The sequence below is a fragment of the Cytobacillus sp. QJM3NY_8 genome, from assembly GCF_056173585.1.
This window is the reverse complement of record NZ_CM149681.1, coordinates 5003399-5030256: the sequence shown is the minus strand read 5'-3', so window position 1 is coordinate 5030256 and position 26858 is coordinate 5003399. Positions and strand designations below refer to the sequence as shown.

General features: G+C 43.7%; 26 protein-coding genes. 21 read left to right on the top strand and 5 right to left on the bottom strand.

What is annotated here, in order from left to right:
* The first annotated feature begins 138 nt into the window (after window positions 1–138).
* The 6 genes from AC0VZ9_RS25570 to AC0VZ9_RS25545 all read left to right on the top strand — a co-directional run bounded on the left by AC0VZ9_RS25570 (window position 139) and on the right by AC0VZ9_RS25545 (window position 6021).
* Window positions 139–744, top strand: a complete 606-nt coding sequence (locus tag AC0VZ9_RS25570; protein WP_475396917.1) for a pyroglutamyl-peptidase I — start codon at window positions 139–141, stop codon at window positions 742–744.
* A 310-nt stretch (window positions 745–1054) separates the two neighbouring features.
* A complete protein-coding gene (locus tag AC0VZ9_RS25565) occupies window positions 1055–1237 on the top strand; it encodes a hypothetical protein (RefSeq protein ID WP_009332179.1) in 183 nt (60 codons plus the stop codon).
* A gap of 145 nt (window positions 1238–1382) precedes the next feature.
* Window positions 1383–1685 (top strand): DUF4212 domain-containing protein, encoded by a 303-nt coding sequence (locus AC0VZ9_RS25560; protein WP_019380636.1) that lies wholly within the window; start codon window positions 1383–1385, stop codon window positions 1683–1685.
* A 93-nt stretch (window positions 1686–1778) separates the two neighbouring features.
* Entirely contained in the window at window positions 1779–3449 is a 1671-nt protein-coding gene (locus AC0VZ9_RS25555) for a sodium:solute symporter family protein (RefSeq protein WP_009332177.1), read from the top strand.
* The gene (locus AC0VZ9_RS25550; RefSeq protein ID WP_475397527.1) at window positions 3430–5340 is read left to right on the top strand and encodes a DUF294 nucleotidyltransferase-like domain-containing protein; all 1911 of its coding nucleotides are present in this window, start codon (window positions 3430–3432) and stop codon (window positions 5338–5340) included. The genes AC0VZ9_RS25555 and AC0VZ9_RS25550 overlap by 20 nt, the downstream gene beginning before the upstream one ends.
* A gap of 18 nt (window positions 5341–5358) precedes the next feature.
* Window positions 5359–6021, top strand: coding sequence for a 3'-5' exonuclease (locus tag AC0VZ9_RS25545; RefSeq protein ID WP_475396916.1), 663 nt, complete (start codon window positions 5359–5361; stop codon window positions 6019–6021).
* Between the two features lie 83 nt (window positions 6022–6104).
* On the opposite strand, the gene AC0VZ9_RS25540 is transcribed toward AC0VZ9_RS25545, so the two are convergent.
* On the bottom strand, window positions 6105–6743 hold the full coding sequence (locus AC0VZ9_RS25540; RefSeq protein ID WP_475396915.1) for a LysM peptidoglycan-binding domain-containing protein: 639 nt from the start codon (window positions 6741–6743) through the stop codon (window positions 6105–6107).
* Between the two features lie 692 nt (window positions 6744–7435).
* On the opposite strand from AC0VZ9_RS25540, the gene spoIIID reads away from it, so the two are divergent.
* From spoIIID to AC0VZ9_RS25500, 8 genes are all read left to right on the top strand, one after another.
* On the top strand, window positions 7436–7708 hold the full coding sequence (gene spoIIID / locus AC0VZ9_RS25535; RefSeq protein WP_009332173.1) for a sporulation transcriptional regulator SpoIIID: 273 nt from the start codon (window positions 7436–7438) through the stop codon (window positions 7706–7708).
* Window positions 7709–8229: 521 nt separating this feature from the next.
* Window positions 8230–9231 carry a rod shape-determining protein gene (gene mreB, locus AC0VZ9_RS25530; RefSeq protein ID WP_009332172.1) on the top strand — a complete coding sequence of 334 codons (1002 nt, stop codon included), beginning with the start codon at window positions 8230–8232 and terminating at the stop codon, window positions 9229–9231.
* A 328-nt stretch (window positions 9232–9559) separates the two neighbouring features.
* The gene (locus tag AC0VZ9_RS25525) at window positions 9560–10399 is read left to right on the top strand and encodes a flagellar hook-basal body protein (protein ID WP_475396914.1); all 840 of its coding nucleotides are present in this window, start codon (window positions 9560–9562) and stop codon (window positions 10397–10399) included.
* A 34-nt stretch (window positions 10400–10433) separates the two neighbouring features.
* Window positions 10434–11261 (top strand): flagellar hook-basal body protein, encoded by an 828-nt coding sequence (locus AC0VZ9_RS25520; protein ID WP_217035385.1) that lies wholly within the window; start codon window positions 10434–10436, stop codon window positions 11259–11261.
* Window positions 11262–11278: 17 nt separating this feature from the next.
* Complete coding sequence (locus AC0VZ9_RS25515; protein WP_475396913.1) at window positions 11279–11548, top strand: DNA-directed RNA polymerase subunit beta; 270 nt, start codon at window positions 11279–11281, stop codon at window positions 11546–11548.
* A 127-nt stretch (window positions 11549–11675) separates the two neighbouring features.
* The gene (fabZ, locus tag AC0VZ9_RS25510; protein WP_009332168.1) at window positions 11676–12104 is read left to right on the top strand and encodes a 3-hydroxyacyl-ACP dehydratase FabZ; all 429 of its coding nucleotides are present in this window, start codon (window positions 11676–11678) and stop codon (window positions 12102–12104) included.
* A gap of 137 nt (window positions 12105–12241) precedes the next feature.
* Complete coding sequence (locus AC0VZ9_RS25505) at window positions 12242–12550, top strand: hypothetical protein (RefSeq protein WP_251174290.1); 309 nt, start codon at window positions 12242–12244, stop codon at window positions 12548–12550.
* Between the two features lie 153 nt (window positions 12551–12703).
* A protein-coding gene (locus AC0VZ9_RS25500; protein WP_475396912.1) for an IS3 family transposase occupies window positions 12704–14037 on the top strand; the annotation gives its coding sequence in 2 pieces (ribosomal slippage) (window positions 12704–13076 and window positions 13076–14037; 1335 coding nt in all).
* Window positions 14038–14072: 35 nt separating this feature from the next.
* Here AC0VZ9_RS25500 and AC0VZ9_RS25495 read toward each other — a convergent pair.
* The gene (locus AC0VZ9_RS25495) at window positions 14073–14531 is read right to left on the bottom strand and encodes a YwpF-like family protein (RefSeq protein WP_009332166.1); all 459 of its coding nucleotides are present in this window, start codon (window positions 14529–14531) and stop codon (window positions 14073–14075) included.
* Between the two features lie 268 nt (window positions 14532–14799).
* Here AC0VZ9_RS25495 and ssb point away from each other — a divergent pair, with 268 nt between their 5' ends.
* The 3 genes from ssb (at window position 14800) to AC0VZ9_RS25480 (ending at window position 15965) form a co-directional block, all read left to right on the top strand.
* Window positions 14800–15168: a single-stranded DNA-binding protein gene (gene ssb, locus AC0VZ9_RS25490; RefSeq protein WP_009332165.1), complete on the top strand. Its 369-nt coding sequence runs from the start codon at window positions 14800–14802 to the stop codon at window positions 15166–15168.
* A gap of 5 nt (window positions 15169–15173) precedes the next feature.
* Window positions 15174–15356: a hypothetical protein gene (locus tag AC0VZ9_RS25485; RefSeq protein WP_226280796.1), complete on the top strand. Its 183-nt coding sequence runs from the start codon at window positions 15174–15176 to the stop codon at window positions 15354–15356.
* Window positions 15357–15578: 222 nt separating this feature from the next.
* Window positions 15579–15965, top strand: a complete 387-nt coding sequence (locus AC0VZ9_RS25480; RefSeq protein WP_009332163.1) for a hypothetical protein — start codon at window positions 15579–15581, stop codon at window positions 15963–15965.
* 7 nt (window positions 15966–15972) lie between these two features.
* On the opposite strand, the gene AC0VZ9_RS25475 is transcribed toward AC0VZ9_RS25480, so the two are convergent.
* Both AC0VZ9_RS25475 and AC0VZ9_RS25470 read right to left on the bottom strand, forming a co-directional pair.
* On the bottom strand, window positions 15973–18792 hold the full coding sequence (locus AC0VZ9_RS25475; RefSeq protein WP_475396911.1) for a DEAD/DEAH box helicase: 2820 nt from the start codon (window positions 18790–18792) through the stop codon (window positions 15973–15975).
* Window positions 18785–20404 (bottom strand): SWIM zinc finger family protein, encoded by a 1620-nt coding sequence (locus AC0VZ9_RS25470; RefSeq protein WP_019380661.1) that lies wholly within the window; start codon window positions 20402–20404, stop codon window positions 18785–18787. Before AC0VZ9_RS25470 ends, AC0VZ9_RS25475 begins: the two co-directional genes overlap by 8 nt.
* Window positions 20405–20671: 267 nt before the next feature.
* On the opposite strand from AC0VZ9_RS25470, the gene AC0VZ9_RS25465 reads away from it, so the two are divergent.
* A complete protein-coding gene (locus AC0VZ9_RS25465; RefSeq protein ID WP_251174288.1) occupies window positions 20672–21883 on the top strand; it encodes an MFS transporter in 1212 nt (403 codons plus the stop codon).
* Window positions 21884–22353: 470 nt separating this feature from the next.
* On the opposite strand, the gene AC0VZ9_RS25460 is transcribed toward AC0VZ9_RS25465, so the two are convergent.
* Window positions 22354–23880 carry an alpha/beta hydrolase gene (locus AC0VZ9_RS25460; protein WP_251174380.1) on the bottom strand — a complete coding sequence of 509 codons (1527 nt, stop codon included), beginning with the start codon at window positions 23878–23880 and terminating at the stop codon, window positions 22354–22356.
* A 310-nt stretch (window positions 23881–24190) separates the two neighbouring features.
* Here AC0VZ9_RS25460 and AC0VZ9_RS25455 point away from each other — a divergent pair, with 310 nt between their 5' ends.
* The 3 genes from AC0VZ9_RS25455 to AC0VZ9_RS25445 all read left to right on the top strand — a co-directional run bounded on the left by AC0VZ9_RS25455 (window position 24191) and on the right by AC0VZ9_RS25445 (window position 26464).
* A complete protein-coding gene (locus AC0VZ9_RS25455; protein ID WP_475396910.1) occupies window positions 24191–25120 on the top strand; it encodes a methyl-accepting chemotaxis protein in 930 nt (309 codons plus the stop codon).
* 111 nt (window positions 25121–25231) lie between these two features.
* Complete coding sequence (locus AC0VZ9_RS25450; protein WP_475396909.1) at window positions 25232–25381, top strand: hypothetical protein; 150 nt, start codon at window positions 25232–25234, stop codon at window positions 25379–25381.
* Between the two features lie 276 nt (window positions 25382–25657).
* Entirely contained in the window at window positions 25658–26464 is an 807-nt protein-coding gene (locus AC0VZ9_RS25445) for a YwqG family protein (RefSeq protein WP_475396908.1), read from the top strand.
* Window positions 26465–26858 lie beyond the last annotated feature (394 nt).

The following is a 26858-nucleotide window of genomic DNA, read 5'->3' as shown; positions in this document are numbered from 1 at the left end:
GTAGGGGGTGGGCAAGGCGCTTCCGCTTTTCTTTTGACAGGTACCACCCGATTTTTGTCGAATCAACATTTTTTAGACAATTCTGCCATTGTCCTGTATAATATTTCGGAAAACGAAGAGTTATACAGGGGGAGAAATATGAAGAAGCTTCTATTAACCGGATTTGAACCCTTTCTTGATTTTCCAATCAATCCGACGGAAAAGATTGTACATGCATTGGATGGCAAAGCTGTTGGAGACTATGAAATTATGGGGCACCTTTTGCCGGTGGATTTTAATCTCGCCCCTAAGGAAATAGCAGAGGAAGTAATGGCGAAAAAACCGGATGCAGTGATTTCTCTTGGACTGGCAGCTGGCCGTACAGCCATCACACCTGAAAGAATCGCGATCAATTGCCAGGACGGGGAGCCGGATAATAGCGGAGTCGCCCCTGAAGACAAACTGATAGAGGAAAATGGTCCCGATGGCTATTTTTCAACGCTTCCAATCCGCCGGATGGTTAATAGGCTTAAAGAAGCGGGATATCCTTCTGCCATCTCGAACTCAGCGGGGACTTATTTATGCAATAACGTTATGTACTCTGTGCTTCATCTGCTAAAATCCGCAAACACTGAAGTACCGGCGGGTTTTGTGCATATTCCTGCTTCCCGCGAGCTGGCAGCTGCCAGCAAAAAAGGCATGGCAAGCTGGTCTGATTCAGATTTGCTGGAGGCAATTACTCTTATCATCAAAGAATTGGATTAAAGAGCCGGACAGGCTCTTTTTTTTCGAAGTTTTTATTATCACTATAGTGTTTTCCTCTAATGCCCTAAAGCCTCCGCCATCCATACTTGCGGACAAAAACCCTTAAGTATCAATGGGAGCAGTTGGTTCTTTTAAAAAAATTTAATATATTTCCAGCATGTACTTGACCTGGAAATGATTTTTGTACATAATGAAGTATGAATTTTCTTAAAATTAAATGAAGTCAGAAAATAACTCAGATGACTATTTTAAAACTTAAAGCAGAAAGCGGCAAAAAATGACAGCGCTTTCTAAAAAGGAGGGAACCAAATTGCTTACGTTAATGTCTATGATGATTATTACAGGTATCTGCCTTTTTCTAGCTTTAAGAAAGAAAAGACCAATCTTCCTGGCAGTTCCATTTCTATCAATCTTTGCTTACTTCCTCGTTCAAATCATACTTGTTCCCGCACCTTTCATGGATACAGTCAAATTTATTTTCAGTTTAAGGTAATGGTTTTGTCCGGGTCCGGATAACGGATCCGGTGAAATAGCGGCGATTCAGCTGCAGATAACCGATAAAGGAGTGATTCCTGACAATAAATTCTGTTAATCAGAATCAAGAGTGCGAATTTATTATTTTTACCGGGGGTGGAGTTTTGAAAAAAATTGATAAAAAAGTAGCAGACAGTTATTTCCGCGAAAAGACTCGGAACATGATCATTTATTTTGCTATTGGATTTCTTGCCTCTTTTGGCGTGGTCTTTTTTGCAGAACCATTAAGCGATATTTCGATTAACGGATTTCCATTCCATTACTTCATGGGCGCACAGGGCGCGGTCCTGACCTTTATCATTCTGCTGTTCGTTAATGCCAAAATGGGGGATGCCATTGACCGGAAATATGGAATTGATGAAAACAAAAATGAACAGATCAGCTCAGGGAAAGTTCTTGATCATTAATTAATGAAAAATGAGCGGATGTTCAAGCCGCCGCTATAAATAGAGAAAAAAGGGGCGTCATATAAATTTTTTACGGAATAAAGGGGGATGTCTTTGGATACACAATTTTTGGTCTCATTATCCATTATTTTAGCTACATTTGCTTTATATATTGGAATAGCCATTTATAATAAGGCAAAAGAAACATCGGAGTTCTATGTTGCCGGCCGCGGGGTGCCGCCAGTCTTTAATGGAATGGCGATAGGCGCCGACTGGATGAGTGCCGCTTCCTTTATCGGGATGGCGGGAACGATCATGCTCCTGGGCTATGACGGTCTTGCCTATATTATGGGCTGGACGGGCGGATATCTGCTCTTAACCTTCCTTTTGGCACCACAGCTGAGGAAATACGGCCGCTACACGGTTCCTGAATTCATCGGTGACCGGTTTGACAGCCACACAGCCCGTGTGATTGCAGCCCTTTGTACGATCATTATCAGCTTCACTTATTCGATTGGCCAGCTTTCCGGTTCAGGAGTGGTTATTGGCCGCCTGTTTGAAATTGATGCGAAGCTTGGAACCATGATCGGTGTCGTTCTTATTGCCTTTTATGCTGCATTCGGCGGCATGAAGGGGATTACTTGGACGCAGGTTGCTCAGTATGTCATTTTGATTATCGCATATATCATTCCAGTCGTTTTCATGTCCCTTCAAATTACAGGAAACCCGGCCCCATGGCTTTCTTATGGGGAGCTTGTCGGTAAAATGGGTGAACTCGACCGGGAGCTTGGAATCTCTGAATATTTTGCACCATTTACAAATGGAACAAAGTGGCAGTTCCTGGCTCTTATGTTTACACTGATGGCTGGTACAGCCGGTCTTCCGCACGTAATTGTCCGTTTCTATACGGTATCAACGATGAAGGCCGCCCGCTGGTCTGGGGCATGGGCATTGCTGTTCATCGGCTTGCTTTATCTATCTGCACCTGCATACTCTGCATTCTCCCGTTTCATTTTAATGACACAGGTTGCCGGCAGCAAAATTACAGAACTGCCTGCCTGGACGAAGACATGGGTTGATACAGGCAAGCTGCAAGTAGCTGATGGTAATGGCGATGGGGTACTGCAATGGAATGAACTCATTATCTCGAACGATATAGTCGTTATGGCGACACCTGAAATTGCCAATCTTGGCATGTTTGTCATCGGTCTTGTGGCGGCTGGGGCAATGGCTGCTGCATTATCAACAGCCGGCGGTTTGATGATTGCGATATCTTCTGCCTTTGCCCACGATATTTTTTACCGGGTGCTAAAACCGAATTCAACTGAAAAGACACGTCTTTCTGTTGCTCGCTGGTCCATTGTAATCGCCACTCTTTTAGCAGGACTAATCGCACTTAACCCTCCAGGAGCGATTACGCAAATTGTTGCCTGGGCATTCGCACTCGCGACCGGAACATTCTTCCCTGCGCTTGTTCTGGGGGTCTGGTGGAAGCGTTCAAACTCACAGGGGGTTATTGCCGGCTTGCTGGTCGGATTAGGTGTAACTTTGGCTTACATCTTTGCAGCTAAATATGGCGGCTTCACCATCCTGGGTATCATTGATACAGGTGCTGGTGTGTTTGGTGCCGCTGCAGCATTTGCAGCTAATATCATTGTTTCTCTCATGACAGCTGCCCCTTCACAAAAAATTCAGGAGGAGGTTATGGATCTTCGCTATCCGGAGCAAATGGTCTACAAAGATGGTGAAGTATGGATGAACGATGATGGATCAAAATCTGTATAACCTATACCATTTGGAGGCTGTGCGGTTTCACCCCTTTTTTCAAGGGGTGGAATTTGACACAGCCCTTTCACTTCTATCTTTGTGTGAAGTCCGCCGCTATGGGAAAAATGAAATTATCCTGAAAAAAGATAAACCGCGTGAAGGCCTTCTGCTCCTTTTAGAAGGTCTTTCAGAGGTATTGGTAAAAAATGAACATAATGGACGGGAAGAAGTGCTTGAAGTAGTCCAGGCAGGGGAAATGATTGGTTTTTCCAGCCTCGCCGATTTCCTGGGGGTTTCCAAAAAGATCGATACAGAGTCAATGGTCGAAGTCAAAGCCTCCAGCGAGGTAAGGGCGATGTTCATTCCGTTTGAAGTGGTGAGAAAAAGATGGGATGACCCTGCTGTTCATGATTACTTGCTGACACAGGTAGTCATCAGATTGAAAGATGTTTACGCTTCTCTTGCAGAACAGGTAAAACTCGCGACAGATCATGGAGAAAATGACCCATTCATAATCCGGGTTCAGGATGTCATGAGTACTGAGGCGGCTGCAGTCAGTCCGGGCGCATCCATTCAGGAGGCCGCTAAATTAATGCATAATAGGAAAATAAGTTCGATCCTCGTTGCAGAGAATGACTGCTTGTTAGGGATTATTACGGAAAGAGACATAGTGGAACGGGTAGCTGCTGCAGGTGCTGATTTATCTGCTCAGGCAAGAACCATTATGACAGAAAATCCAGTCACGATATCAAGGTTTGCGTATTATTATGAGGCCCTTTCACTGATTCTGTTTAAGGGCGTCAAACACCTGCCTGTCAAGGAAGATTCTAAGGTGGTAGGGATTGTGACGCTATCAGATTTGATGAGAAAGAAAAACGAGAATGTGATGAAGACTGTTCGACAAATTGAAAAAGCCGACCGGGACAATCTTCCGCGAATCAAAACGGGCATCTATGACATTATTGATTCTTTAATAAGTGATCGTGTTCCCATATTAAAAATACTTGAAATCATTACAAAGCTATACGATCGTCTGGCAGCAAGGATTATAGCTCTATCTATTTCTGAACTGAGAGAAAAAGGTTTACAGCAGCCATGCGAATTTGTTTTCTATCAAATGGGCTCAAGCGGCCGTGGAGAACAGTTCATGCTCACAGACCAGGATCATTTCCTCGTTTATGAGAGTCATTCAGAAGAAGCCACGGCATTTTTTGAAGAGCTGGGAAAAAGAATCACCTCTAATATGGAAGCAGCTGGCTATGCACGCTGCAAAGGGCTCATGATGTGCAGTGAACAGAAATGGCGCGGCTCATTGACAGTATGGGAAGAGAGGCTGCGAACATGGATGCTCCATTCAACAAATGACCATTTATTATTAGCGCAAAACTTCTTCTCCTATCGGCTAATTGCGGGGAGTGAAGGGCTGCATGCGGAATTTGAAGCGCTGGCCGCTGAACAGGTTAAGCGGTCCAGAATTTTTTTATACCGGCTGGCACAGCTGGAAAAGGAACATGCCATACCCGCCCTGGATCAGCCGATCCGATCCCTATTCAAGCTGCATCGAAAGAACATCGATATGAAAAAAGATATTCTATTTCCCTATCATCATAGTCTGCAGATCCTGTCACTTATACATGGAAAACTATCAGGCACACCAATGGAAAAAATAGATTTCCTGCAGGAGAAGCAGGTGTTCTCAAAGGAGTTTGCATCCGATTTGAAGGAAGCGGTAAGCACAATTATGACATTGTATGTCACCCAGCGATGGCAGCAGGAGAAAGCCGGTGCCTCTTTCTCTTCCGTTATATCATTTACAAGAATGTCTACCCGTGAAAAAGAAGAATTGATTCTAAGCTTAAAGACATTAAGGGAGCTGCAGAGCCAGGCAATCGCAAGATTCTCTCTATAGATCTAAAAGGAGGCTGGTATGTTTTTTCTCAGAAAAAATGTGACATGTTCCTTAACGTATGAGAATATTCCGTTATCCACGCCGCTTGAAGATCTGAGTTTTATTGTATTTGATACTGAAACAACAGGATTTCAAGTATCTGCAGCAGACCGGATCATTGAGATTGGTGCCGTCCCTGTAAAAGGATTTCAAGTGCAGGAAAAGGACCTTTTTCAGACATATGTTAACCCAAAACGACAAATTTCTCGGGAAATAAAAGAATTAACCTCTATTTCCGATGAGCTGATTAAAGATGCCCCGCAGGCATTGGAAGCCATTCTAAGCTTTTTTGATTATGTTGAATCAAGGGAAGCTGTATGCCTGGTTGGCCATTATGTAGGCTTTGATGCACTTGCTATCAAAAGTGAATTTAAGCGCGAAAAGCTTGCTTTGAAAAATTTCCTTACTATTGACACGCTGGATTTGATTGGCTTTATCGCCCCGTCCTATGATATGCGCGACCTTGAGAGATATGCCATGGCATTCGGCACCCGCATATATGACCGCCATAGTGCAGTAGGGGATGCTTTAACTACCGCATACCTATATGTTGAATTGCTCTTTCAGTTTCAGCAGAGGGGCCATAAAACCTGGGGGGAATTGATTAAAGCAACCGACAGTCAAATGAAATCCCTATTTTAATGACAGTGGTTGGAATGTTGGTGAGTGGATGAGTGATGTGGTTAAACCAGCGGAAAGCCGGCAGAATGCGGCTTTCCATGCCTTTACTGTATATCGATCAGTGAACCGTCCTTATAAACCACCAGGACTTCTTTTCCTGACATTTTTTGATAGGTTTGTGCTGTTCCATAAGGTACCTTCAGTGTGAAATAATCATCCCCATTTTTAAATTCCACCGTAAAATTGTCTGCCGCACCAGTGATGACTGCTTTTATTTTGGAAATATCCCCTTTGATGGTCAATTTCTGATTAATGAGTACCATATCACTTTTTAACTTGTTTAATCTTTTTAGTTCATTGACATTCATGCGGTAGCGCTTTGCGATTCCCCATAGTGTATCGCCCGGCACCACGGTATAAACAGCTGTCTCATTATTGAACGGTTCTTCTGTATGACGCTCAGTCCGAACCTCCAGTGTTTGCCCTGGATGAATCGTGTCAGACTTCAGATGGTTAACCGCTTTCAATTCTTTAACAGTCATATCATGTTCCCTGGAGATTTTATATAAAGTATCTCCGTGCTTCACTTTGTAGGTGCCTGTCAATGCCTGAGCTTCTTTTGATGAAACGCTGAAACCGGCTGATGCGATTACTGCAGCGAATACAGTGCTGGCTGCTGCCATTCCTCTTGCTTTTATCTTCTTTTTTTTATCGTTTAGAATTCTTTCTTTGCGTGTTTGCATACTATGTTCATCCTATCCGTTGGAATATAATGTCTTTATAACCAATTAAATGAATTGTTTTCCGAGAAAAATAGTACGGTAAAAATATCCGGTTCACAATAGGGAGGAGTTCCTGGCTCTTTACCCTTGTTTCCGATGATGTATATAGTTCAATCCGCTCTGCAATTCCTATATTTATGCATTTATCTGATTCAAAAGAAATTGTTTATGTCTATAGAAATGAATGATCCGGCAATGAAGGGTTATGATGGATATGCGGGAAAAGTACTGGATTTTATTAATGAATCAATTAAAATTAGGAAAGTCTTCACTGGTCTTTAGGCTGCTTATTTTTCAAATACCCCAAAGGATTTTTTGGAAACATTCTGATTTTTGGCCTCCAGATGTCCTATTTTCAAAAAATTTACACAAAACCTTGTCCCTATTGAGTTTTTCGTGCATATTACCTCAACCAAGCTAATAAACTGTTACAAACCTTACAAAGAGAATGTATGAGGTGAGGGATCGTTTTACTAAAACTAATGAATATGTTGAGGACATGTTTAATTATCGCAAGCTGAAAGCAAGCCTTTCAGGCGCATGCACGATTAAGCTCATTTAATCATGAATCCATGCGGAATACAGTTAAAAACCAGACAGAAAGCGAGTCTCATTTCACACTTCTCACATCCAAATCGGGGAGGGCGAGTGGTGTGCACGATTACATCAAAGAGAGAACTATCAAGATTGGAAAGTATATCGTGGAGACGAAAAAAACGGTTCGCGTAATCGCGAAGGAGTTTGGCGTATCCAAAAGTACAGTCCATAAAGACTTGACGGAAAGACTACCTGAAATCAATCCTGAACTGGCAAACGAAGTAAAGGAAATCCTGGATTATCATAAATCGATCCGCCATCTGCGCGGCGGCGAAGCCACAAAAATGAAATACAAAAAAGAGGAAATGGAAGAAGAGCCAGTTAAATGAAAAGATTCAAAAGGCGCTGATAAAGGCGTCAAAGGCTAAAGACTGCCGTTTTTAGCAGTATCATGGCAATTTTTGTTTTGCTGTACATGGTGAACCTTCATGCGGCTCCGGGGGCTAAAAGATCATAAGCTGTTTCCATGGCCTGAACCAAGGCTTTGCTATATGGATTTAAGCCCCTTCCTAAGTCGCCTGCATCTATTTCCCCATTTCGACAAAAACCCTCAAAAAGTCTCACAAAATCTGTCAAAATGTTACTGCTTTCACAAGGAATGTGTTAAAATATAAAATTAGGATAGAACTTGGTTCGTAAAGACTAGGACTCCTAATGAGAACGCCGGGCAAAATCATTTCTTTTTAAAAAGAACTGATTTTTTTGCGTGGCTTAAACTGCAGTTGCGAATAATGACTTGAACATCTAACTAAAAATTTATAAGCGAAGTTCGCTTTAAGAATGCCTAAATAGAGAGAGCCTTCAAAGGTGCGGACAGAAGCTGGCCATTTTGCAAGGAGGAAAAAGAGAAATGTTTGCTAGGGATATTGGGATTGATTTAGGAACTGCCAACGTGCTAATCCACGTTAAAGGACGCGGAATTGTGCTGAATGAACCATCTGTAGTGGCAATTGATAAAAATACAAACAAAGTACTGGCCGTCGGGGAAGAGGCGCGCCGCATGGTCGGACGCACACCAGGGAACATTGTGGCAATCCGCCCGCTAAAAGACGGTGTTATTGCCGACTTTGATGTGACAGAAGCGATGCTGAAGCACTTTATCAATAAACTGAATGTTAAAGGCTTCTTATCAAAGCCGCGCATTTTAATCTGCTGCCCGACAAATGTTACAGGTGTTGAGCAGAAGGCGATTAGGGAAGCTGCTGAAAAAAGCGGCGGCAAAAAGATATATCTTGAAGAAGAACCAAAAGTTGCGGCAATCGGAGCAGGCATGGATATCTTCCAGCCGAGCGGAAACATGGTTGTCGATATCGGCGGCGGTACAACAGATGTAGCGGTTTTATCAATGGGAGACATTGTTACGTCTTCTTCTATTAAGATGGCCGGAGATAAATTTGACAACGAAATTCTTCAATATATCAAAAAAGAATACAAGCTTCTAATCGGCGAAAGAACTGCCGAAAATATTAAAGTAACAATCGGGACCGTATTTCCTGGCGGCAAAAGCGAGGAAATGGAAATCCGGGGCCGTGACATGGTTTCAGGTCTGCCGAGAACGATTACCGTACGCTCTGAAGAAGTTCAGGGTGCTCTGGCAGAATCTGTTGATGTCATCGTACAGGCTGCCAAAAGCGTGCTTGAACGCACACCGCCTGAACTGTCTGCAGATATCATCGACCGCGGGGTTATTTTAACAGGCGGCGGGGCCCTTCTTCACGGAATCGACCAGCTTCTGGCTGAAGAGCTGAAAGTCCCTGTTTTAATTGCAGAAAACCCGATGGATTGCGTAGCCGTTGGAACAGGTATCATGCTTGATAATATTGATAAGCTTCCAAAGAAGAAGCTTGTATAATTGTGGACCCGTCTTTTTGGCGGGTTTTTCTTTTGGGAACAGCTCAAGTGCTGTTTTTGCGCGAAGTGACCAATAAATTTAGAAAACCACCGGTAAAATTCTAAATTGGCCGATAAATAAAAAATGTGACCGGTAAAAATGAAATCTGACCGATATCAATAAGTGAATATCTTTAGTAAACTTTCTCCTATTCCAGCCGATTAAAAAAAGGTACAGCTTTTTTCAAAATCTGACTCAATTCTTCAAAATTTTTAATGTTTATTGTCGGAAAGTTTCTTATAATAGAGGTAAATAGATGTTCGGAATTGCAATTTAGAGGTGATTAAAGATGTTTAGAGGTTTCTACACGGCTGCTTCCGGGATGCTTGCGCAGCAGCGGAGGACAGAAGTGCTGACGAATAATATGTCGAATGCCAATACACCAGGTTTTAAAGCAGATCAGACAAGCTTAAGGGCTTTTCCTGAGATGCTTTTGCAGCGAATTGGCCAGAAGACAGTTCCGACCGAGAAAGGCCTTAATCTTCCTGTTAATCAGGAAGTGGGCAGCCTGAATTCAGGGGTCTATATGCAGGAGACACTGCCATCCTTCATGCAGGGAGATATGAAGGAAACAGGCCTGAATACGGACCTGGCCTTGCTTGATCTTAATCTTCCCGTTAATCCGGATACTGGCTTAAGTGGGTCTGTCTTTTATACAGCAGCAGGTATTGATGGCGAGCAGCGCTATACAAGGAATGGAAATTTTACCCTTGATGGAGAAGGTTATTTAACGACAGCGAGCGGATTATATATTCTGGATGATGCGGGTGAACGGATTCAGCTCTCCAGTGACCGCTTTAAAGTGAGTGAAGATGGTGTGATAACGGGTGAAGCGGGTGAAACAGCGAGACTGGGCATTATGTATGCACAAAACCCTGAAAGCCTGCGTAAAGAGGGTGACGGACTGTTTGCAGTGACAGAAGAAAGCGTCCTTGAGAATGCCTATAATGCACAGAATGTCCAATTCAAGCTGCAGCAGGGCTATTTGGAGCGTTCCAATGTAGATGCTTCCCGGTCGATGACAGATATAATGACCGCCTATCGCTCTTTTGAAGCAAACCAAAAGGTCCTGCAGGCTTATGACCGCAGTATGGAGAAAGCCGCAAATGAAATCGGGCGGATCGGGTAATGTCCTGCGGCAGACCCGCTAAGGGGGAAGAACAATGAATAGAACCATGATCACAGCAACGAATACTCTGGCACAGCTGCAGAAGCAGATGGATATTGTCAGTCATAATGTGGCCAACATTGATACAGCGGGCTATAAAAGAAGAGAAGCCAATTTTACCGATTTGCTTTTTCAACAGTTCAATAATCAGCGGAATCCGAATGCGGAGACCGCAAGACTAACACCTGCAGGCATCAGGCAAGGTGTAGGGGCAAAGCTCGCGCAATCCCAAATTGTCATGAAGCAGGGTGCCTTAAAGGCAACCGAACGGCCGCTTGATCTAGCCTTCACAAAAGAAGGGCAGTATTTTCGTGTGCTCGAGCAGACCGAAGAGGGAGCAGCTGTGCGTTTTACCAGATCAGGCGCCTTTTATTTAACACCGGTTTCAGATAATGAGACCATGCTTGTAACAGGTGACGGACTTCCTGTTCTTGATGAAAATAATAATTCGATTATAATAAATGGACAAGCTAAAAATTTTAAAGTGACCGAAACAGGGAGCTTTTTGGCAGAAGCAGCCAATGGTTCCATCCAGGAATTCAATCTTGGAGTGGTTCTGATTAACAAGCCTCAATTCCTGGAGCAAAAAGGGGATAATCTTCTTGGCCTTCCTGATGGAGTTGACGGCGAGGGGATCTATACAGAGCTGAATGGTGCGCTCCGCGGCCAGATAGGAATGGCCCAGGGTTCCCTTGAACAATCCAATGTGGATATGTCTAAGGAAATGACAGATTTGATCAACCTGCAGCGGGCATATCAGTTTCAGTCAAGATCTGTCTCCATGGCTGATCAAATGATGGGGCTGATCAACGGAATACGTTAGGTAAAAGGGGAAATAAAATGTCAGTAAACAACAGTAATCAAGAAGCAGTCAAGACGCGTGAACAACTGAAAAAAGAACACAGCAAAGAAGAATCATCGCGTAAAGGGCGGGTTCGCATTCGCCTCATTCCGATCTGGCTTCGGATTATTATTGTCGTGCTTTTAATTTTCCTGAGCGTTACGGCTGGAGCTGCGGTCGGGTATGGAGTCATCGGCGGCGGGGAAGTAAAGGATATTTTTACAAAGTCCACATGGATGCATATTGTGGAGTTAGTTGAAAAAGAATAGAAAATGAAGAGGAGGGCGATGATGCCCTTCTTTTTTGTTTCCACTTTGCGTTCGCCCATTTTTTTAGTAAAATAAATATAAGCTATTATTAGTATCTGGTACTAAATACTGCAGGGGAGCGATACATATGAAGTTGAATGTTGAAGAAATTAAAGAAATAATCCCTCACCGATACCCATTTCTGTTTGTGGATTCCATTGAAGAGCTTGAGCCTGGAAAAAGAGCTGTCGGCAAAAAGAATGTAAGTGCCAACGAGGAAGTGTTCAATGGGCATTTCCCGAATTACAATGTATTTCCAGGATGCCTGACACTTGAAGCCTGTGCACAGACAGGTGCTGTTGCCCTGCTGTCATTGGATGAATATAAAGGAAAGCTTGCCTTTTTTGCCGGTGTGGAGAAATGCCGCTGGAAACGCCAGGTGCGGCCGGGCGATACACTCATCATGGAAGTCGAACTGCTCTCCGTCCGCAGGGGAATCGGAAAAGGAAAAGCCGTTGCGACTGTAGAGGGCGAAGTGGCGATGGAAGCTGAAATTATGTTTGCAATTGAAAGGTAATGATAAAACAAATCCCGTACGAAGCGTACGGGATTTTTTCTGTAAAAAAATATGCAAGTTGTTTCGGTTTTTGGGAAATATAAAGGAAGACCAATGCAGCAGGTCAACAATAAAACCCTATGAAAGGAGCTTTTACGATGAATAAAAAGCTTTTAACACTTATCGGAGGATCTGTTCTTTCTGCCATGCTTCTAGCAGGCTGTGCCACAGATAACCAGGATCCGCCGCCGGAAGATGATACAATTACGGAGGATAATGGAAACGTAGATGAAGGCGGTATGAACGGTGACAACGGCGATATGACTAATGATCTGAACGAAAATACGGATGACAACGATATCAACACAGATGATGACGGCGACATGATGGAAGATAACAACGAGCCGGGCGAAGATGCAATCGAAGATAACAAAGATATGCAGGATAAAGATAATAAAGATAAGTAAAAAGGCAAGGACAGGGGTGAACCTGTCCTTTTCTAAAGAAAAACTCCCGTCATGATGAACTATACCCTAGATAGTGGACACTGATAAAAAAGTGCCCCTTTCTGGGGTTTTTTGTGTTTCAATAGTTTTAATGAATAAGGCGGAGGATTTTTTATGAGTAAGAATATCTATAATGAATTCCAAATGAAAGAGCTTGAAAAGAATCCTAATGTTTTGAGGGCTTCTGAGAGGTCAATCTCCTATAGTTCTGAATTTAAGATAAAAGCAGTGGCGGAGTACAAAAGTGGGAAAACACCATCGCAAATCTTTATTGAACAAGGCTTTGATCTCGAGATGATTGGCAAGGAACAGCCAAAACGTTGTCTTAAGCGTTGGAGAGAAACATTCGAAAGGTTCGGGGAGGAAGGTTTCCTTACGGAACGTCGAGGTAAAGGGAGCACTGGACGTCCTTCTTCTAAACAACTTTCCATTGAGGAGAAACTAAGGAAGGCTGGGGCAAGGATTAAATTCCTTGAGGCAGAGAATGACTTCTTAAAAAAGCTGGAAGAACTAGAAAGGCAGGCGTTGATGAAGAAACGATTCTAACGGCAGCTGAGAAGTTTTCTTTAATTGAGAAAACCATCAGAACATATCAGTTGAAAAAATCTGTTTCCTACCTGTGTGAACTGGCAGGCGTAAGTCGAAGTGGCTACTATGATTGGCTGAAGGCAGCACAATTACGGGCACAACGTGACGAGAAGGATCAATTGGATATAGAGTTAATTCGAGAAATATTCATAAGTAAAAAAGAAAAAGTAGGTGTCCTCCAGATCAAAATGATTATGGAGAATGATTATTCATCGGTAATGAACCACAAAAAGATTAGGCGTCTGATGGCAAAATATAATCTTGTAACAAAAGTAAGGAAAGCCAATCCTTATCGTAAAATGGCTAAGGCAACCCATGAGCATCGATCTTGTCCCAACCTCCTTAACCGAGAATTTAATCAAGAAGAACCAGGAAAAGTCCTGCTTACTGACATTACTTATCTCTATTTCGGAAAGGGACAAAAAGCATACTTATCCTGCGTAAAAGATGGAGCTACCAAAGAAATTGTCGCTTATCATCTATCCACTTCGTTAGAAATGGATATTGTATATAAGACGCTTAAAAAGTTAAAACAAGCTGTTGGCGATCATTTTCATCCAGAAGCCATACTGCACTCTGACCAAGGTTTCCACTATACCCATCCCCAATTCCAAAGCAAAGTAAAAGAACTTGGCTTAATACAATCGATGTCCCGAAAGGGAAACTGTTGGGATAACGCACCAATGGAAAGTTTCTTTGGGCACTTTAAGGATTTAGCAGAGTATAAATCATTAGATAATTTAGGAGATGTTAGAAAAGAAGTGGATCGAGTGATTGAGGAATATAACCAGCATCGTTATCAATGGGGCTTAAATAAAATGACCCCGGGGCAATACCGGGGCCATTTACTAGCCGCATAGGCGCTTTTTAAACTGTCCGTAAATCGGGGCACAGTTCATGATTGAGCGGGAGTTTCTTTATTTTCCTTTTTGGCAGCAGCCAGGCGCGGCTTGCTTTGCATCTTACCCTTGAATTCATCAAGCAGGCTGTCTCCAATAAAGCCCTTTTCCAGGAGGTCCTGAAGCAGCAGTTCGGCATAATCATTTTTTGTTCTTTTGAGTGATCCTTCAAAAAGGATGCTGATATGGTTTTCCAGTTCACTGATAGAGGTAATTTTAGTTTGGAATGCGGCTGGATCGTTTTCTTTTTTCGTAATAACAACTTGGATGGTCAGCTCGTCCTTGTCATCAGCGCGCTTTTTGAAGTACTCAAGATAGGATTTATCAATAAATGCCTCCAGGAGCCAGGTGCTCTTCTCGTCTTCTTTATTGATAATCAACCCATCATCCAGTTGAATATCAATCAGGCCATTTTCTTCCACTAATTGCAGAGAAACAAGTTTAAATGTTTTCATGGCTTACCTCCATCTCTAAAATAAGTTGTTTTATAAAAAATTATAACACAGGCCAAACTGAAAGCGAATTTGAGGGTTTGTCGAATTTTCTTATTTTGTATGTTGAAAATAAGATTTTAGGTGCTGTTTTTTGCGGAAAAGAGGCTGAAAAATGAATTTTTATGGTGTTTTTGCCGAAAAAACACTGCAAAAAACTCTTTTTGTCTTTTTTACACAGTGAATGAATTCCGGATATGATAAGGCTATCAAAGAGAGGAGATGAAAACCTATGATTAATCAAGTGACCCTGGTTGGAAGACTGACAAGGGATCCCGAGCTGAAACGGACACAGGAAGGCATTCCGGTGACAAATGTGACGCTGGCAGTAAACCGCCAATACCGCAATCAGAAGGGTGAAATCGATGCGGATTTTGTACAATGCACCTTATGGAAGAAAACGGCGGAAAATACATCCCAGTATTGCCGGAAGGGCACCTTGATTGGGATAACCGGGAGAATTCAGACGAGGCATTATGATAATCAGGAAAAGAAACGCATTTATGTAACAGAGGTGGTAGCGGAATCGGTCCGCTTTCTTGACCGGAAGAAGACAGAAGAATTCCCGGTGACCGTGACCAAGGAGGAACTGCCATTTTGAAAGAAGTGTCTGAAAGAGAAAAGGCATTGGAATATATGCTCGAAAGCCTCATAAAGATGCTCGGTAAATCGAACCAAAGAGTCGATGACTTGAATATACGGGTTCTCCAGCTTGAATCCTTCATTCGTGAAACCGCTATGCAAAACGGTCCCCGGGAGAAATCCGGAAGATTAACCTTCATGAACTGACGGCTTCCCCAACCAGCTGTCCACATATTTTCCTTCCCTATAGAGAATCAATCCTATCCCCAGCACTTCCCCTAAATTTGAAACCCGGTACTCCTGTGCCGGGTTATTTCTAACTCTGTTTGTGAAAACAAATATTACATATGGCCATTAAGAACCAGGGAGGATTTTCACAGAATGTGTCGAATATACTTTTTGAAAATAATAAAGAGGAGGTGCAATTTAGTGGATAAAGGAGATAAAACCGGATACCTGTATTTTCAAACAGCAAATAAAAGATTAAACACCAATCATCAGCCAAGCTTCTTTGATGCACTTCAGCTTATTCAGCTGCAGAGTAATAAATCCTATCATAGAATTCCTCTTAGAAGCCATACTTCACTCACATTTAACGATAAGGAAAGTTTTCTTCACTACAAATTCAACTTCTTATTCGGCCAGGTGGCAATAAACGCCGGGAACAAGAATCCTACATACCAGCTGCTATCCTGTTTCATTATTAAAGAAGGCAGCAAAGTAACTTTTCTGACTCAAAAGCCTAACAAGCCTGAATATGCGATAATAAAAAAACAGCCTTCAAGCCTTTATGCATATCAAGGACTTGAAGACTGAACAAAATTTATGTCAGGTGAACCAGATCTCTCAGCTCATCTGTTGAAAGCTCGGTAATCCAATTCTCGCTCGTAATAATTTGATCATTAAGGGACTGTTTTTTTTCGAGCATGGCATCAATCTTCTCTTCGAGCGTCCCGGTGGCAATCATTTTATGGACATGAACAAAGCGTTTTTGCCCAATTCGGTATGCGCGGTCGGTTGCCTGGTTTTCGACGGCGGGATTCCACCAGCGGTCATAATGGATGACATGGTTTGCTGCCGTCAGATTCAAACCGGTTCCGCCAGCTTTAAGCGACAGCAGGAAAACCGGGAATTCATGATCTTGAAAACGGCTGATCATATTGTCCCGTTCCTGCTTTGGCACGCTGCCGTTTAAAAATGGAACGTCGAATCCGAATTGTTTTTTCAGCAAGCGGGCGATCATGTTCCCCATTTCAATATACTGGGTAAAAATCAGGCAGCTTTCTCCCTGCTCATGTACAGCACTGACAAGCTCGCTTAACTTTTCAAGCTTTACAGAACGTTCAAGGACATGCTTAGGCTTCTCCTCTTTTAAATAAAGGGCCGGGTGGTTGCACAGCTGCTTTAAGCGGCTTAATAACTGCAGGATCAGACCTTTACGCTCAAACCCGGACAGCTTTTCGATCTGTGCGAATGTATCCTGGACAAGCTGCTCGTATAGCGAGGCCTGCTCAGCAGTAAGAGGACAATATTCCTTCTGCTCAAGCTTATCAGGCAGGTTCAAGGCCACATCCTCATCCTTCTTCGTGCGGCGGAGGAGGAAGGGACGGATATATGCCTGCAGCTGCCTGACTTTATCCTTGTCATCATCCTTTTCAATCGGCAGTACATAGCGCTTCTGAAACTGCCCGAGGCTGCCGAGATAGCCATGGTTCGTAAAGTCAAAAATGGACCAGAGCTCGGTCAGCCGGTTTTCCATGGGCGTGCCGGTGAGGGCAATATGGTGCTTGCCTTTTAACTTTCGGACAGCCCGCGATTGCTTTGTCTGGGCATTTTTAATATTTTGAGCTTCATCAATTGAAATTGAGCTCCACTCGATGGTTTCAAAATCCTCCAGATCCATATGGGTTAGTCCATAGGAGGTCAGCACAATATCAGACTCCATTACTTTTTCAGAAAAGCTTTCACCCTTCAGACGATTTGAACCGTAATGGAGATAAACATTCATGCCAGGTGCAAAGCGCTCGATTTCCTTCTGCCAGTTGCCGAGGACAGATGTAGGGCAGACGATAAGCGATGGGCCGCTGTCTTCCTCTTTCTTTACCTTTAACAGATAAGAGATCAGCTGAATCGTTTTTCCAAGCCCCATATCATCTGCCAGAATGGCGCCAAAACCATATCGGCGCAGAAACAGCAGCCAGCTCATGCCGAGCTTCTGATAAGGGCGAAGATCACCCTTGAAGCTTGCAGGGACCTCTTCAAGCGGAAGACTTTTGATATCGCGAAGCTGCTTCACCATCTGTTTCCATTGGCGGTTAAGCTCGATCTGAATGCGGGCAAAAGCCTTAGGATTATCCAGCTCGTCTTCCTGCGTGCTCTCGTCAGCCATAAGCTCCTGTTCTATCAAGTCACGGACATGCAATCCTTCTTTTTCCGCTTTCTTCATTAAATCCTGAATATGGCGGACAAAATGGGGATCCAGCTTGATCCAGCGGCCGCGAATGTAGACAAGCCTTCTTTTTTCCTCAACCATACCCCGGAATTCATCCTCTGTTAAATCAACGCCATTCATGCTGAAGCGCCAATCATAATCAAGCATGGACTGAAGCCCGACAAACGAAGGACGGTGGCTCCCGGTTCCTTTCACTTTTGCTTTGACCTTTAGGCTTGCATTTTTCATAGCCTGCCACCACGAAGGAAGCAGGATTTCCACGCCAAGTGCCAGCAGGGTTTCGCTCGCTTCAGTGAGAAAGGTCCAGGCTTCATCTTCAGTCAGTGAAGTGGAGATCATTCCAGGCTTGCCTTCAAGCCATGGGAATAGCTCAAGCCAGCGCTCGATCTCTTTGTCAATAGAATCTTCAAAATCATGCCAGTTGTGGGGATAGTTCGAATAGTCCTTGAAGTCGACAAAGACATCAGAATTATTTTTTCCGCGGAGGAATATCGCCAGATCCCAGCTGGAATCAATATCCCCGGGCTCTTCCAGCTTAAGTCCAATCGAAAAAGGAGCTTCATTTGATTTAACCCCGATCCATTCCTGCCAGCTTTCTTCATCAAAATAAGCAGCAAGATCCTTTGGTGAGAGGTGCTCACTCCGCAATGCTTCAAGCTTTTCACCGAACTGTGCTTTCGCTTCCTGATTCTGATTCATATAGCCATCAAGGGAGCGGTGAAATAAATCTCCGATAAACTCCCTGACAGGTGAGCCTTCTACAGCCTGGTCCCAAAAGTTTGTGCCGAATTCGGTAACCACACTTTCCGGCAGTGCCCAGCGGAATTGATCCTGTTCCCAGGCGGCGAAATCCGGCATCCATTCTTTTTCCACGATCGAATCGTAAAGAGCATGAGAGGAAGCCAGCAGGATTTCGGCAGTTTCATCCCAGCTCCAATCAATCAAACGGTTGAACTGCTCAGCCGCAAACAGGGTAACGAGCTGCCAGCCGCTTACAGAGATCCCTTTGATTCCGTCCGCATCAACAGCATCAAGCATTGTTCCAAAGAAACTTTCTCTGTGATGGTTAAAAAGAAGCGGCTTCCATTCTTTTGGGGACAGGAGGCGGCCTTCTTCATTGACGGCAAAAATCAGGTAGCGGTCATTGTTTATTGGTTTCACTTTCACATGGAGAAATCTCGTTTTAAGCATCGATTAGCTTACCCCTTTTGCATTCTTCCTGAAAGGCGCGGAGACGTTTCGTTTTTTCAAGCAGCAATTCAAGAAAAAGCTGCCAGTCTTCCTGGCGTTTCAGCTTATTGTACAGCGTGCGAAGCTTTTTCATTTTCCGGACAGCCTCGCGGTAATGATCCCTGTTTTTCATATTGATATGGGCAGTGATGGCCTGGTGATAGAGCGGCAGGAGTATGGAGGGTTCCTTTTTGCTGATTTCCCTGATCCGGTCCTTGCCTAAAGAATCAATATCAAAGCCAATAAACGCCTGCAGATCGGCCCACTTTATGAATTCGCCTTTTTCAAAAAGGAGGTATTCATAGTCGCTGTAGCTGTACGGCAGCGTTTCCATCAAGGCTTTCTCGTATAAATCCATTTTGCTGCTTTCCAGGCAATACGGAGAAATAGCCTTGATGGCCATCCTGGTAAAATCCATGCAGGCATAATAGTCATCAGATTGTTTCAAGTAATCCCGTAATTTATGGATAAATGCTTCTGCATAAGGACCCATCCGATTCCAGTCCTTATTGGCTGAAAAATAATCGATCCAGTAAAGCATGTAAGGAGTCATTAAATGATTTGGCACATTTAAAACACTGAGTGCCTGTTCATCATTACGTTCAAGGATATGAAGATGCACATAGCCTGTCACAGACGGAAGGCTGGGCGATTCCTCTTTGATGGAGGATTCCAGCTTCTGGATCTCCGCTTCACGCCATTCTTTCTTTTTAAAAAAATGTGTCCATAACAGCCGATATAAATGGGCCCGCTCATAATCCAACCCAAAAGAACCGGTGATCAGCCCGGCGGAATCATCTTTCAGTTTTTCAATATATTGATCGAAAGCGAAGGGAAGGGAGTGCACCGACAGTTTGTTCATTATCTCAACCGAATCTTCCATCAGGGACTGATAGAGATGGCGGTAATAACGGTCAATCAATTCTTCGCCATGGCCGTACTTCCTGCTCAGCGCCATTAGCTTTTTAAAAGAAAAGACATAGCCGACAAGCAGATACAGCAGCTTCCATTCCTGTTCAACCGGTGCTCCCGCTTTCATGCGCCGCAGATAAACATGGAAAAGCTCAGGGAGTACATAGGGACGAGGCTCTCCCTGTTTTTCCAGCAGCTCGGTAAAGCTTTCCTCGAATCCGGCAACCCAGCCGTCGTAACCTGTCTTCATCTGACCGGAGGATTTCAAAAGATCCTTCGCTCTTTGAAGCCCCCAATTCTTGGCTGTCTGCTTTTCCTTTATCGGCTTCCTCCACTCTTCAATCCACATGGACACACTTTTGGCTTTGGAAAGAAGCTGCAGAAATACCGCAGTCTGATGGCGGCAAAAACCTTCAGCCGGACAGGAACACTCGCTCAAATGAATGAACTCAAGATTAAGTTCAACCTTTGCGGGAGTCACATCCTGGACCGTCGCCAAAACCTTATCATCTTCGAAGCGAAGCTGATACACAAGCCCCTGCCGAAAAAGCATCAGCCCCTTCTGCACCAGGCGCGCATCTTCCTCATTCTCTGCCCGCAGTAACCCCTTCAGCTCATTCGCTGCAAACTCTAAAGGCTCCAAAAACCGCTCCGGAATCATTTCACAACCCCCTTGTTGGTGTGGGACAAAGGGACAGGTTCCTTGTCCCATCTACCCGTAGGGGACAATCAGCCAGTCCCCATGTTCCAAAGTACATTCCTATATTATAACATTTAGGGCAGTTGGAATGAAGGTGCGCGCTGTTTCAAAAATAGCTGAGGGAAGTTCTTAATGGGAATTGTGTGGAAAAAAATTATCGGAATTTTCGATCCATTTCAAATAAAATGTTATGATGGATTTAATGCTTTATAGGAACTGGGTGGGAAAATGACTGCTGTAAATGCTAGACAACAGGAAGCTGATAAATATTCGCTGCATGATGCCGGCTTCAAAAAAATTATGATTGCGATGACGAGTGCATCCATTTTAGTATTCGCTAATTTATACTTTGTGCAGCCGATTATGCCGCTGCTCGTGAAATCATTTGACATCACATCTGCAGCAGCCGGTTTATCACTGTCTGCTGCTGTGGTTTCTATGATTTTCGGATTGTTATTTTTCGGGTTTCTATCTGATCGAATTGGGCGGGTTTCCATAATGAATATTACGCTTGTTTGCACTATTATTCCGTTAGTGCTTTTGCCCGTTTCGCCTAATTTCGAAACGTTTCTGGTGCTGCGTTTCCTGCAGGGCATTTGTATAGCGGGCCTGCCTGCAGCTGCCATCGCGTATCTAGGGGAGGAACTTGATTCTAGAAGCGTCAGTCTCGGCATCACCATGTATATTGCAGCCAATGCCATTGGCGGAATGGCCGGCCGCATCTTCGTCGGGTACATTGCTGATATGGCCAGCTGGCAGACTTCTGTTTACTTCCTATTTGGATTCTCCATTCTGTTATTCATCATTTATTTTATGACTCTGCCAAAATCTCATTATTTTAAGCCCAGTAAAATATCAGTTCAAAAAGACTTATCAGGCATGGGCTCACATCTGAAAAACACGAAACTTTTCCCTGCGTTCGCGATGGGAATCCTCCTCCAATTCTCGTTTACAGGAGTATGGACGTACCTGCCTTTTTACCTCGAACAGGATCCTTTTAATCTTTCTGTAAAAAATATTTCGTTTACTTACCTGGCATACAGCTTCGGTATAGTTGGCTCCATTCTGGGCGGAAGGCTATCTGCTCATTTTAGGCAAGCTACACTGGTCTCGGTCGGAACTGTCATTTTAATAGGAGGGACCTTGCTTACCAATGTGCACTCTTTATCAGTAATTGTAATAGGTCTATGCCTGACCTGTCTTGGATTCTTTGTGGCGCATTCACTGATGGCGGCCATTGTAAATGAGCGCGCTGCCCATCACAAAGCCGGTGCCTCGAGCATCTATCTCGTAAGCTATTACCTTGGAGTGGCAACCGGAGGGACGCTTGCCGGCCTGGTATGGCAGACTGGGGGATGGACGGGGATTACGGTGGTTTCCTTTGGTCTGCTTCCGGTTGTGGTGTGGCTGATGGCAGGCAGCAGGAAGGTTCATCGCTGATAGGGCTTCGGACAGACTGAGCGGCAATTTAATCGGAGTCCGAACCCGTGTCGCCTTCGGACATGCTAAGCAGAAATTAGTCAGTTAGAGTCCGAACCGTGTCAGAGTCTGACAGTAGGAATAATCCAGTTGGAGTCCGTACTTTTGTCAGCTTCGGGCCAGCAGAGCAGAAATTTCCTTATTGAAGTTCGTCACAAGGCGGATTTATCGAAAATGAACCGTTCATTTACTAAAAACATTTAATACGAAGCTTAAAAGCCCCAATCCATAACGACTGGGGCATATTTCTTCCATAAAAACCGCACTGAGATGCCTTCATGTATCATTAAAATCAGTTTATGTGCGGATAGACTCAACTTACTTGCGGATAAAATTTTTTCTGTGCTTATAACCACAATTTACGTGCGGATAGAAATTTTTTCGTGCGGTTAGCCATTTTTAAGACTGCAGATCAACACTCCTGCCTCAACCTAACGGGGATCCCGTTCCTGCCCCGTTTTTAAATCAATAACCTTAACCGGGTTCTCTGGAGCATTGACCGTTTTGCTCTCAGGAGCAGCTTTCCCGTTTTCCACCCAGTCGATAAGCAAGTCGAATGACTGGTGAGCGTAAGGCAACAAAGGCTGAAGTTCTTTATCCGGATCGGCGGAGCTGTTCCAGACAAGGCTGTCAACATGGTTCCCATTCTCAATAGTATACATTCGGTGCAGATCCTGCTTTCCGGCTTTCTTGACCAGCTTTTGATATCCCTTTGCATGAATATCCGGGAATATCAGCGAATCAAGGGAACCAGTGAAAGAGATGAGCGGCACATCTATATCTCCAGTATTGGCCACTTCCTTAATATTTTCTTTCACTTCTTTTGGACGGGTCACATATTTATAATCTTCAAAGACAGAATCAAATGATCGGTCTCTCACGCCATTAACAAAGTTCAGGTAATTGCTCCAATGGGTACGGCCTGGGGCTTCCGGATCGAAATGGTCCCGATAGATATTCAGCGAGACAAACCAGTATACCTGATCATGATAGGCCCATAGTTTTTCCGATCCTTTGGGCAATCCAGCTTTGTATAGCTCTTTAATCGCTTTCTGCTTTATTTTGCCGCTTCCAAACAAAGCTTCCTCCGCATGATTCACTACGGTGGTCAGAGAACTGATTAAATTTGGCTTTTCTTCCGTCCATAACACGCCTTCCCAATCAACTCCTCCATCAAAAAGACGCGGTTCGCCAGTCTTCTCTGGATGGTCATTTTCAAGGGCATAGCGCACGACGTATCCGCCATTGGAAATTCCCATCGCATATGTAGGAATTTTATGCACTGCCGATACTAAATCGCTCGCCGGGTCAGTAGAATCTGCCGGATCGATCAGACCATCGGAATAATGGCTGACTAAGTATCGCTGTGCGGCTTTCGTAACCTGCCGGAACCGCTGGTGCCATTCTGCTACGCTATCATCCTCAGCGGCTAAGGCATTCTTTACTTTTGCAAATGGATCAGCTGAATCAGCGTCACCCTGGGTGCCTTTATCAATCGCTGCAAAAGCATATCCTTTTTCCAGGACATAGTCGCTGAAAAGCAGGTCGGTTGATGTTTCATTTCTTGTAGCCGGGATTCCCGAAACAACCAGCCGGCCATTCCAGTGATCCGGAACCCTTATGACAAACTGGGCATCTTCAAAAATACCATTTACCTGTGTTCCCGTTACAGAAGAAGGCTTATACATTTGATGCCATCCGGTTCCTTCCTCGGCATTTCCCCAGAGATAAGGAGCAAGACCGATGTTTCCGTAAAGGGTCGCCTGCTGATATTGGAGGGGATTCTTGGTGGTCAGCCAGTTGTTGTTCACACCATCAAAGTATTGTTCCGTTACTGTATGCGCACCAGGTATTATGGCCTGGTTTTCCGCAGCAGTTTGCTCGGCAAAACTTCTTTCCGGAAAAAGTGAAAAGCTTAAAGCAGATGCCAGTGATAACGCAATTAGCTTATTTTTCAGATAAATCAATCCCTTCTGCATAATCTCTTACAGTTCTATTCTACTTTTACTAATTATGGGAATCATGGGTCTTAGTGATTAATTATTTGAATTTTCAGTATAAATGAAAGCAGAGCATTGAGAATTGTGATGACTGACCGATGCTAGTACTATAGCCTTACATGCGGGGCAAGTTGGAAGCAATGGAAATTCAAGTAGAAATGGGCGCTTTAATGAATTCGAGCTAGTAGCGCAACCGGCCAGCACTTACATGGGACCAGTCCTCTTGTAGGGATATGTTCTGACAAACTTTTTTGAAAAGAGGAAGAGCATGCTTACAACTTATAAGCCTAGTCATTTTAAAAGCACACAGGTTCTTGAAAAAGAAGCTGTTTTGGCTGCAATTGAAAATTCTCTGGCCATGATTGAATTTGATAGAAACGGGAAAGTGCTGTGGGCAAATGAGAATTTTGCCCGCACTGTCAAATATCGTGCAGAAGAAATGTCAAATATGATGCATAAGCAATTTTGCACCCCTGAATTTGCCGCCAGCAGGGAATATCAGGTACTTTGGAGAAATCTGCGCAATGGCAAAAGCTTTCAGGAAAAAATTCAGCGTGTGACCAAGCAAGGAGATCTTATCTGGCTCGAAGCGACTTACACACCGGTATTTGGGAATGATGGCAGATTAGAAGGTGTTGTAAAGGTTGCTACGGATATTACAGAAAGGGAAACGAATACAGCGCAGGTAGCATTCCAGTTTCAGGCAATGTCAGAAGCCCTTAGTGAAAAAGCAAAAGCTGGAATTGAAAGAAGCGAAGAGGCAGCTCAGGCGATAGCCAAGCTCGTTTATGAGTCCAAAGGGAACCTGGAAATTCTCCATTCTCTCAAATCACAGGCACAATCCATCGGCAGCATCGTAAAAACAATCCGTGAAATAGCGGCCGAAACGAACCTCCTGGCATTAAATGCAGCTATTGAAGCAGCACGTGCCGGCGAACATGGCAGAGGCTTCAACGTCGTTGCCGGAGAAGTGCGAAAGCTCGCAAACCGGGTGCAGGACTCCATCCAGGAAGTCAATGCCCACATCAAAGGAATATCAGATGAAATCAACAAAATTAGTGACGCAACTCTGCAATCACAGTCAGGCATAAGTGAAAACCAGGTTCTTAATGAACAGGCTGTATCTGCTTTTAAAGATATCGGGGAAGCTGCAAGAAAGCTGGATGAACAGGCGAAGGGTTTTAAGAGTATTTTATAGGAAAGTGTGGGCTGCTTTATAGCAGCTCTTTTTTTCTGCAGATAGGAAGAATGGATGAGGCTGGCGAATTTACATATATTCTGTTTATTTTTGATGAGAGAAGATGTTTTTATGAAATATTTCCACAAGACATTCACTTCAGAGTTAAAGGGGAAGATTCATAGTATTGAAAAGGAACTAAAAGAACATATTGAAAAGCTTCTAAGAGAGAATAAAGCGGCTTTTTCAAAGAAAGGACTGAAACTCGAGGCTGAATTTTAATCAGGAGGGCAGAGATGTTTTCCAGCCTGGATACAGTTCCTCCATTTCACTGGGGAGTTCTGATAAAAGAGGGGATCTCATAGATGTAAAAATCATTAAAATTTGGGAATGCGAATACTTTTTTCTTGGAATGCCGGTATCGAAAAAAATCCCTGGAAGCAAGTTGTTTGGGGAGCTTCTGGATGAATCTTCACAAGAAATAACAACGGAGTTAGAGCAATGGATAGCTGAATTTTGGGATGAACTTACCAATTAAGAGAAATAGGAGGAAAAAGCATGAGAAATCAATCTTTAACGCTGCCTAAGGAATTTGAAAAATATCGGAGCGAATTAGAAAAAACAGCTAAATCGTTTGTCTGCATACATGCAGAAAGAGGGGAGACCACACTTTATGAAAGCAAGTTCGGAGGAAAGCCCTACCTTCCAAAAACAAGCGAACAACCAAAGGATGAGCAGGGAAATTATATGAATCTATTTGCGCAAATCAATTTCGAAGAAGTTCCTCACATTGAGCCTATGCCTGAGAGCGGAATTCTTCAATTCTATCTCTCACCGGTTGATGATATGTACGGACTTGATTTTGATAACCCGGCTGATCAAAAAAATTTTCGGGTTGTTTATCATCCAAATGGCGTGAAAGATGAGTCAGACCTTGTGACAGATTTTTCGTATATGCCTGATTTAGGTGATGAATATGATCCGATAGTCCAGGAAGCAAAGATGATTTTTAACCTTAAGTTCGCTCCTGTACCTGCTGAGGATTTCCGATTTGAGGACATGGTCAAAATTGACTTATTTGAATCCATCGATCATCCGGATTATGAGGATTTATATGAGCTTTACTCCGAGGAATTAGGTGCAGAGGGCCATAAAGTTGGCGGCTATCCCTACTTCACCCAGCAGGATCCTAGAGAAAAAGGGGACCCAACAGGTGATTATAAGATTTTGCTATTCCAGGCGGATACGGACGATGATATTGAGCTGATGTTTGGGGACAGCGGTGTTGCCAACTTCTTTATTAAGGAAGAGGATTTGCGGAAGAGGAATTTTACAGATGTTCTTTATAATTGGGATTGCTGCTAACGTACCAACCCCCAATTATGAGGAGATAACTGAATGGAGGGGTTCACATTTGGACAGAAAAAGGATAAACCTGAGCGGCTGAGTCCGAACTTTTAGCTCCTTCGGACAGGAGAAGCAGAAATCGGGGAGAAAGAGTCCGAACCTGAAGCCACTTCGAACAGGAGAAGCAGAAATCCGAGAGGTTGAGTCCGAACATGATGCCCCTTCGGACAGAAGAAGCAGAAATTCGATCGAGTGAGTCCGAACTTTTAGCCCCTTCGGACAGGAGAAGCAGAAACCCGAGAGATGGAGTCTGGACATGGCGAACTAATTGTCCGCGGTGGAAACCAACAGACTCATTTACAAGCGAAACCCCTATCTAAGAAGAATAAAGGAAATTAGCAATATTAAATTG

Bases quoted from the DNA above. Each gene is read 5' to 3' on its own strand.
- AC0VZ9_RS25570 (WP_475396917.1), top strand. From the start codon at position 139: ATGAAGAAGCTTCTATTAACCGGATTTGAACCCTTTCTTGATTTTCCA.
- AC0VZ9_RS25550 (WP_475397527.1), top strand. From the start codon at position 3,430: ATGGATCAAAATCTGTATAACCTATACCATTTGGAGGCTGTGCGGTTT.
- AC0VZ9_RS25545 (WP_475396916.1), top strand. From the start codon at position 5,359: ATGTTTTTTCTCAGAAAAAATGTGACATGTTCCTTAACGTATGAGAAT.
- AC0VZ9_RS25540 (WP_475396915.1), bottom strand. From the start codon at position 6,743: ATGCAAACACGCAAAGAAAGAATTCTAAACGATAAAAAAAAGAAGATA.
- mreB (WP_009332172.1), top strand. From the start codon at position 8,230: ATGTTTGCTAGGGATATTGGGATTGATTTAGGAACTGCCAACGTGCTA.
- AC0VZ9_RS25525 (WP_475396914.1), top strand. From the start codon at position 9,560: ATGTTTAGAGGTTTCTACACGGCTGCTTCCGGGATGCTTGCGCAGCAG.
- AC0VZ9_RS25520 (WP_217035385.1), top strand. From the start codon at position 10,434: ATGAATAGAACCATGATCACAGCAACGAATACTCTGGCACAGCTGCAG.
- AC0VZ9_RS25515 (WP_475396913.1), top strand. From the start codon at position 11,279: ATGTCAGTAAACAACAGTAATCAAGAAGCAGTCAAGACGCGTGAACAA.
- fabZ (WP_009332168.1), top strand. From the start codon at position 11,676: ATGAAGTTGAATGTTGAAGAAATTAAAGAAATAATCCCTCACCGATAC.
- AC0VZ9_RS25505 (WP_251174290.1), top strand. From the start codon at position 12,242: ATGAATAAAAAGCTTTTAACACTTATCGGAGGATCTGTTCTTTCTGCC.
- AC0VZ9_RS25495 (WP_009332166.1), bottom strand. From the start codon at position 14,531: ATGAAAACATTTAAACTTGTTTCTCTGCAATTAGTGGAAGAAAATGGC.
- ssb (WP_009332165.1), top strand. From the start codon at position 14,800: ATGATTAATCAAGTGACCCTGGTTGGAAGACTGACAAGGGATCCCGAG.
- AC0VZ9_RS25475 (WP_475396911.1), bottom strand. From the start codon at position 18,792: ATGCTTAAAACGAGATTTCTCCATGTGAAAGTGAAACCAATAAACAAT.
- AC0VZ9_RS25470 (WP_019380661.1), bottom strand. From the start codon at position 20,404: ATGATTCCGGAGCGGTTTTTGGAGCCTTTAGAGTTTGCAGCGAATGAG.
- AC0VZ9_RS25465 (WP_251174288.1), top strand. From the start codon at position 20,672: ATGACTGCTGTAAATGCTAGACAACAGGAAGCTGATAAATATTCGCTG.
- AC0VZ9_RS25455 (WP_475396910.1), top strand. From the start codon at position 24,191: ATGCTTACAACTTATAAGCCTAGTCATTTTAAAAGCACACAGGTTCTT.
- AC0VZ9_RS25450 (WP_475396909.1), top strand. From the start codon at position 25,232: ATGAAATATTTCCACAAGACATTCACTTCAGAGTTAAAGGGGAAGATT.
- AC0VZ9_RS25445 (WP_475396908.1), top strand. From the start codon at position 25,658: ATGAGAAATCAATCTTTAACGCTGCCTAAGGAATTTGAAAAATATCGG.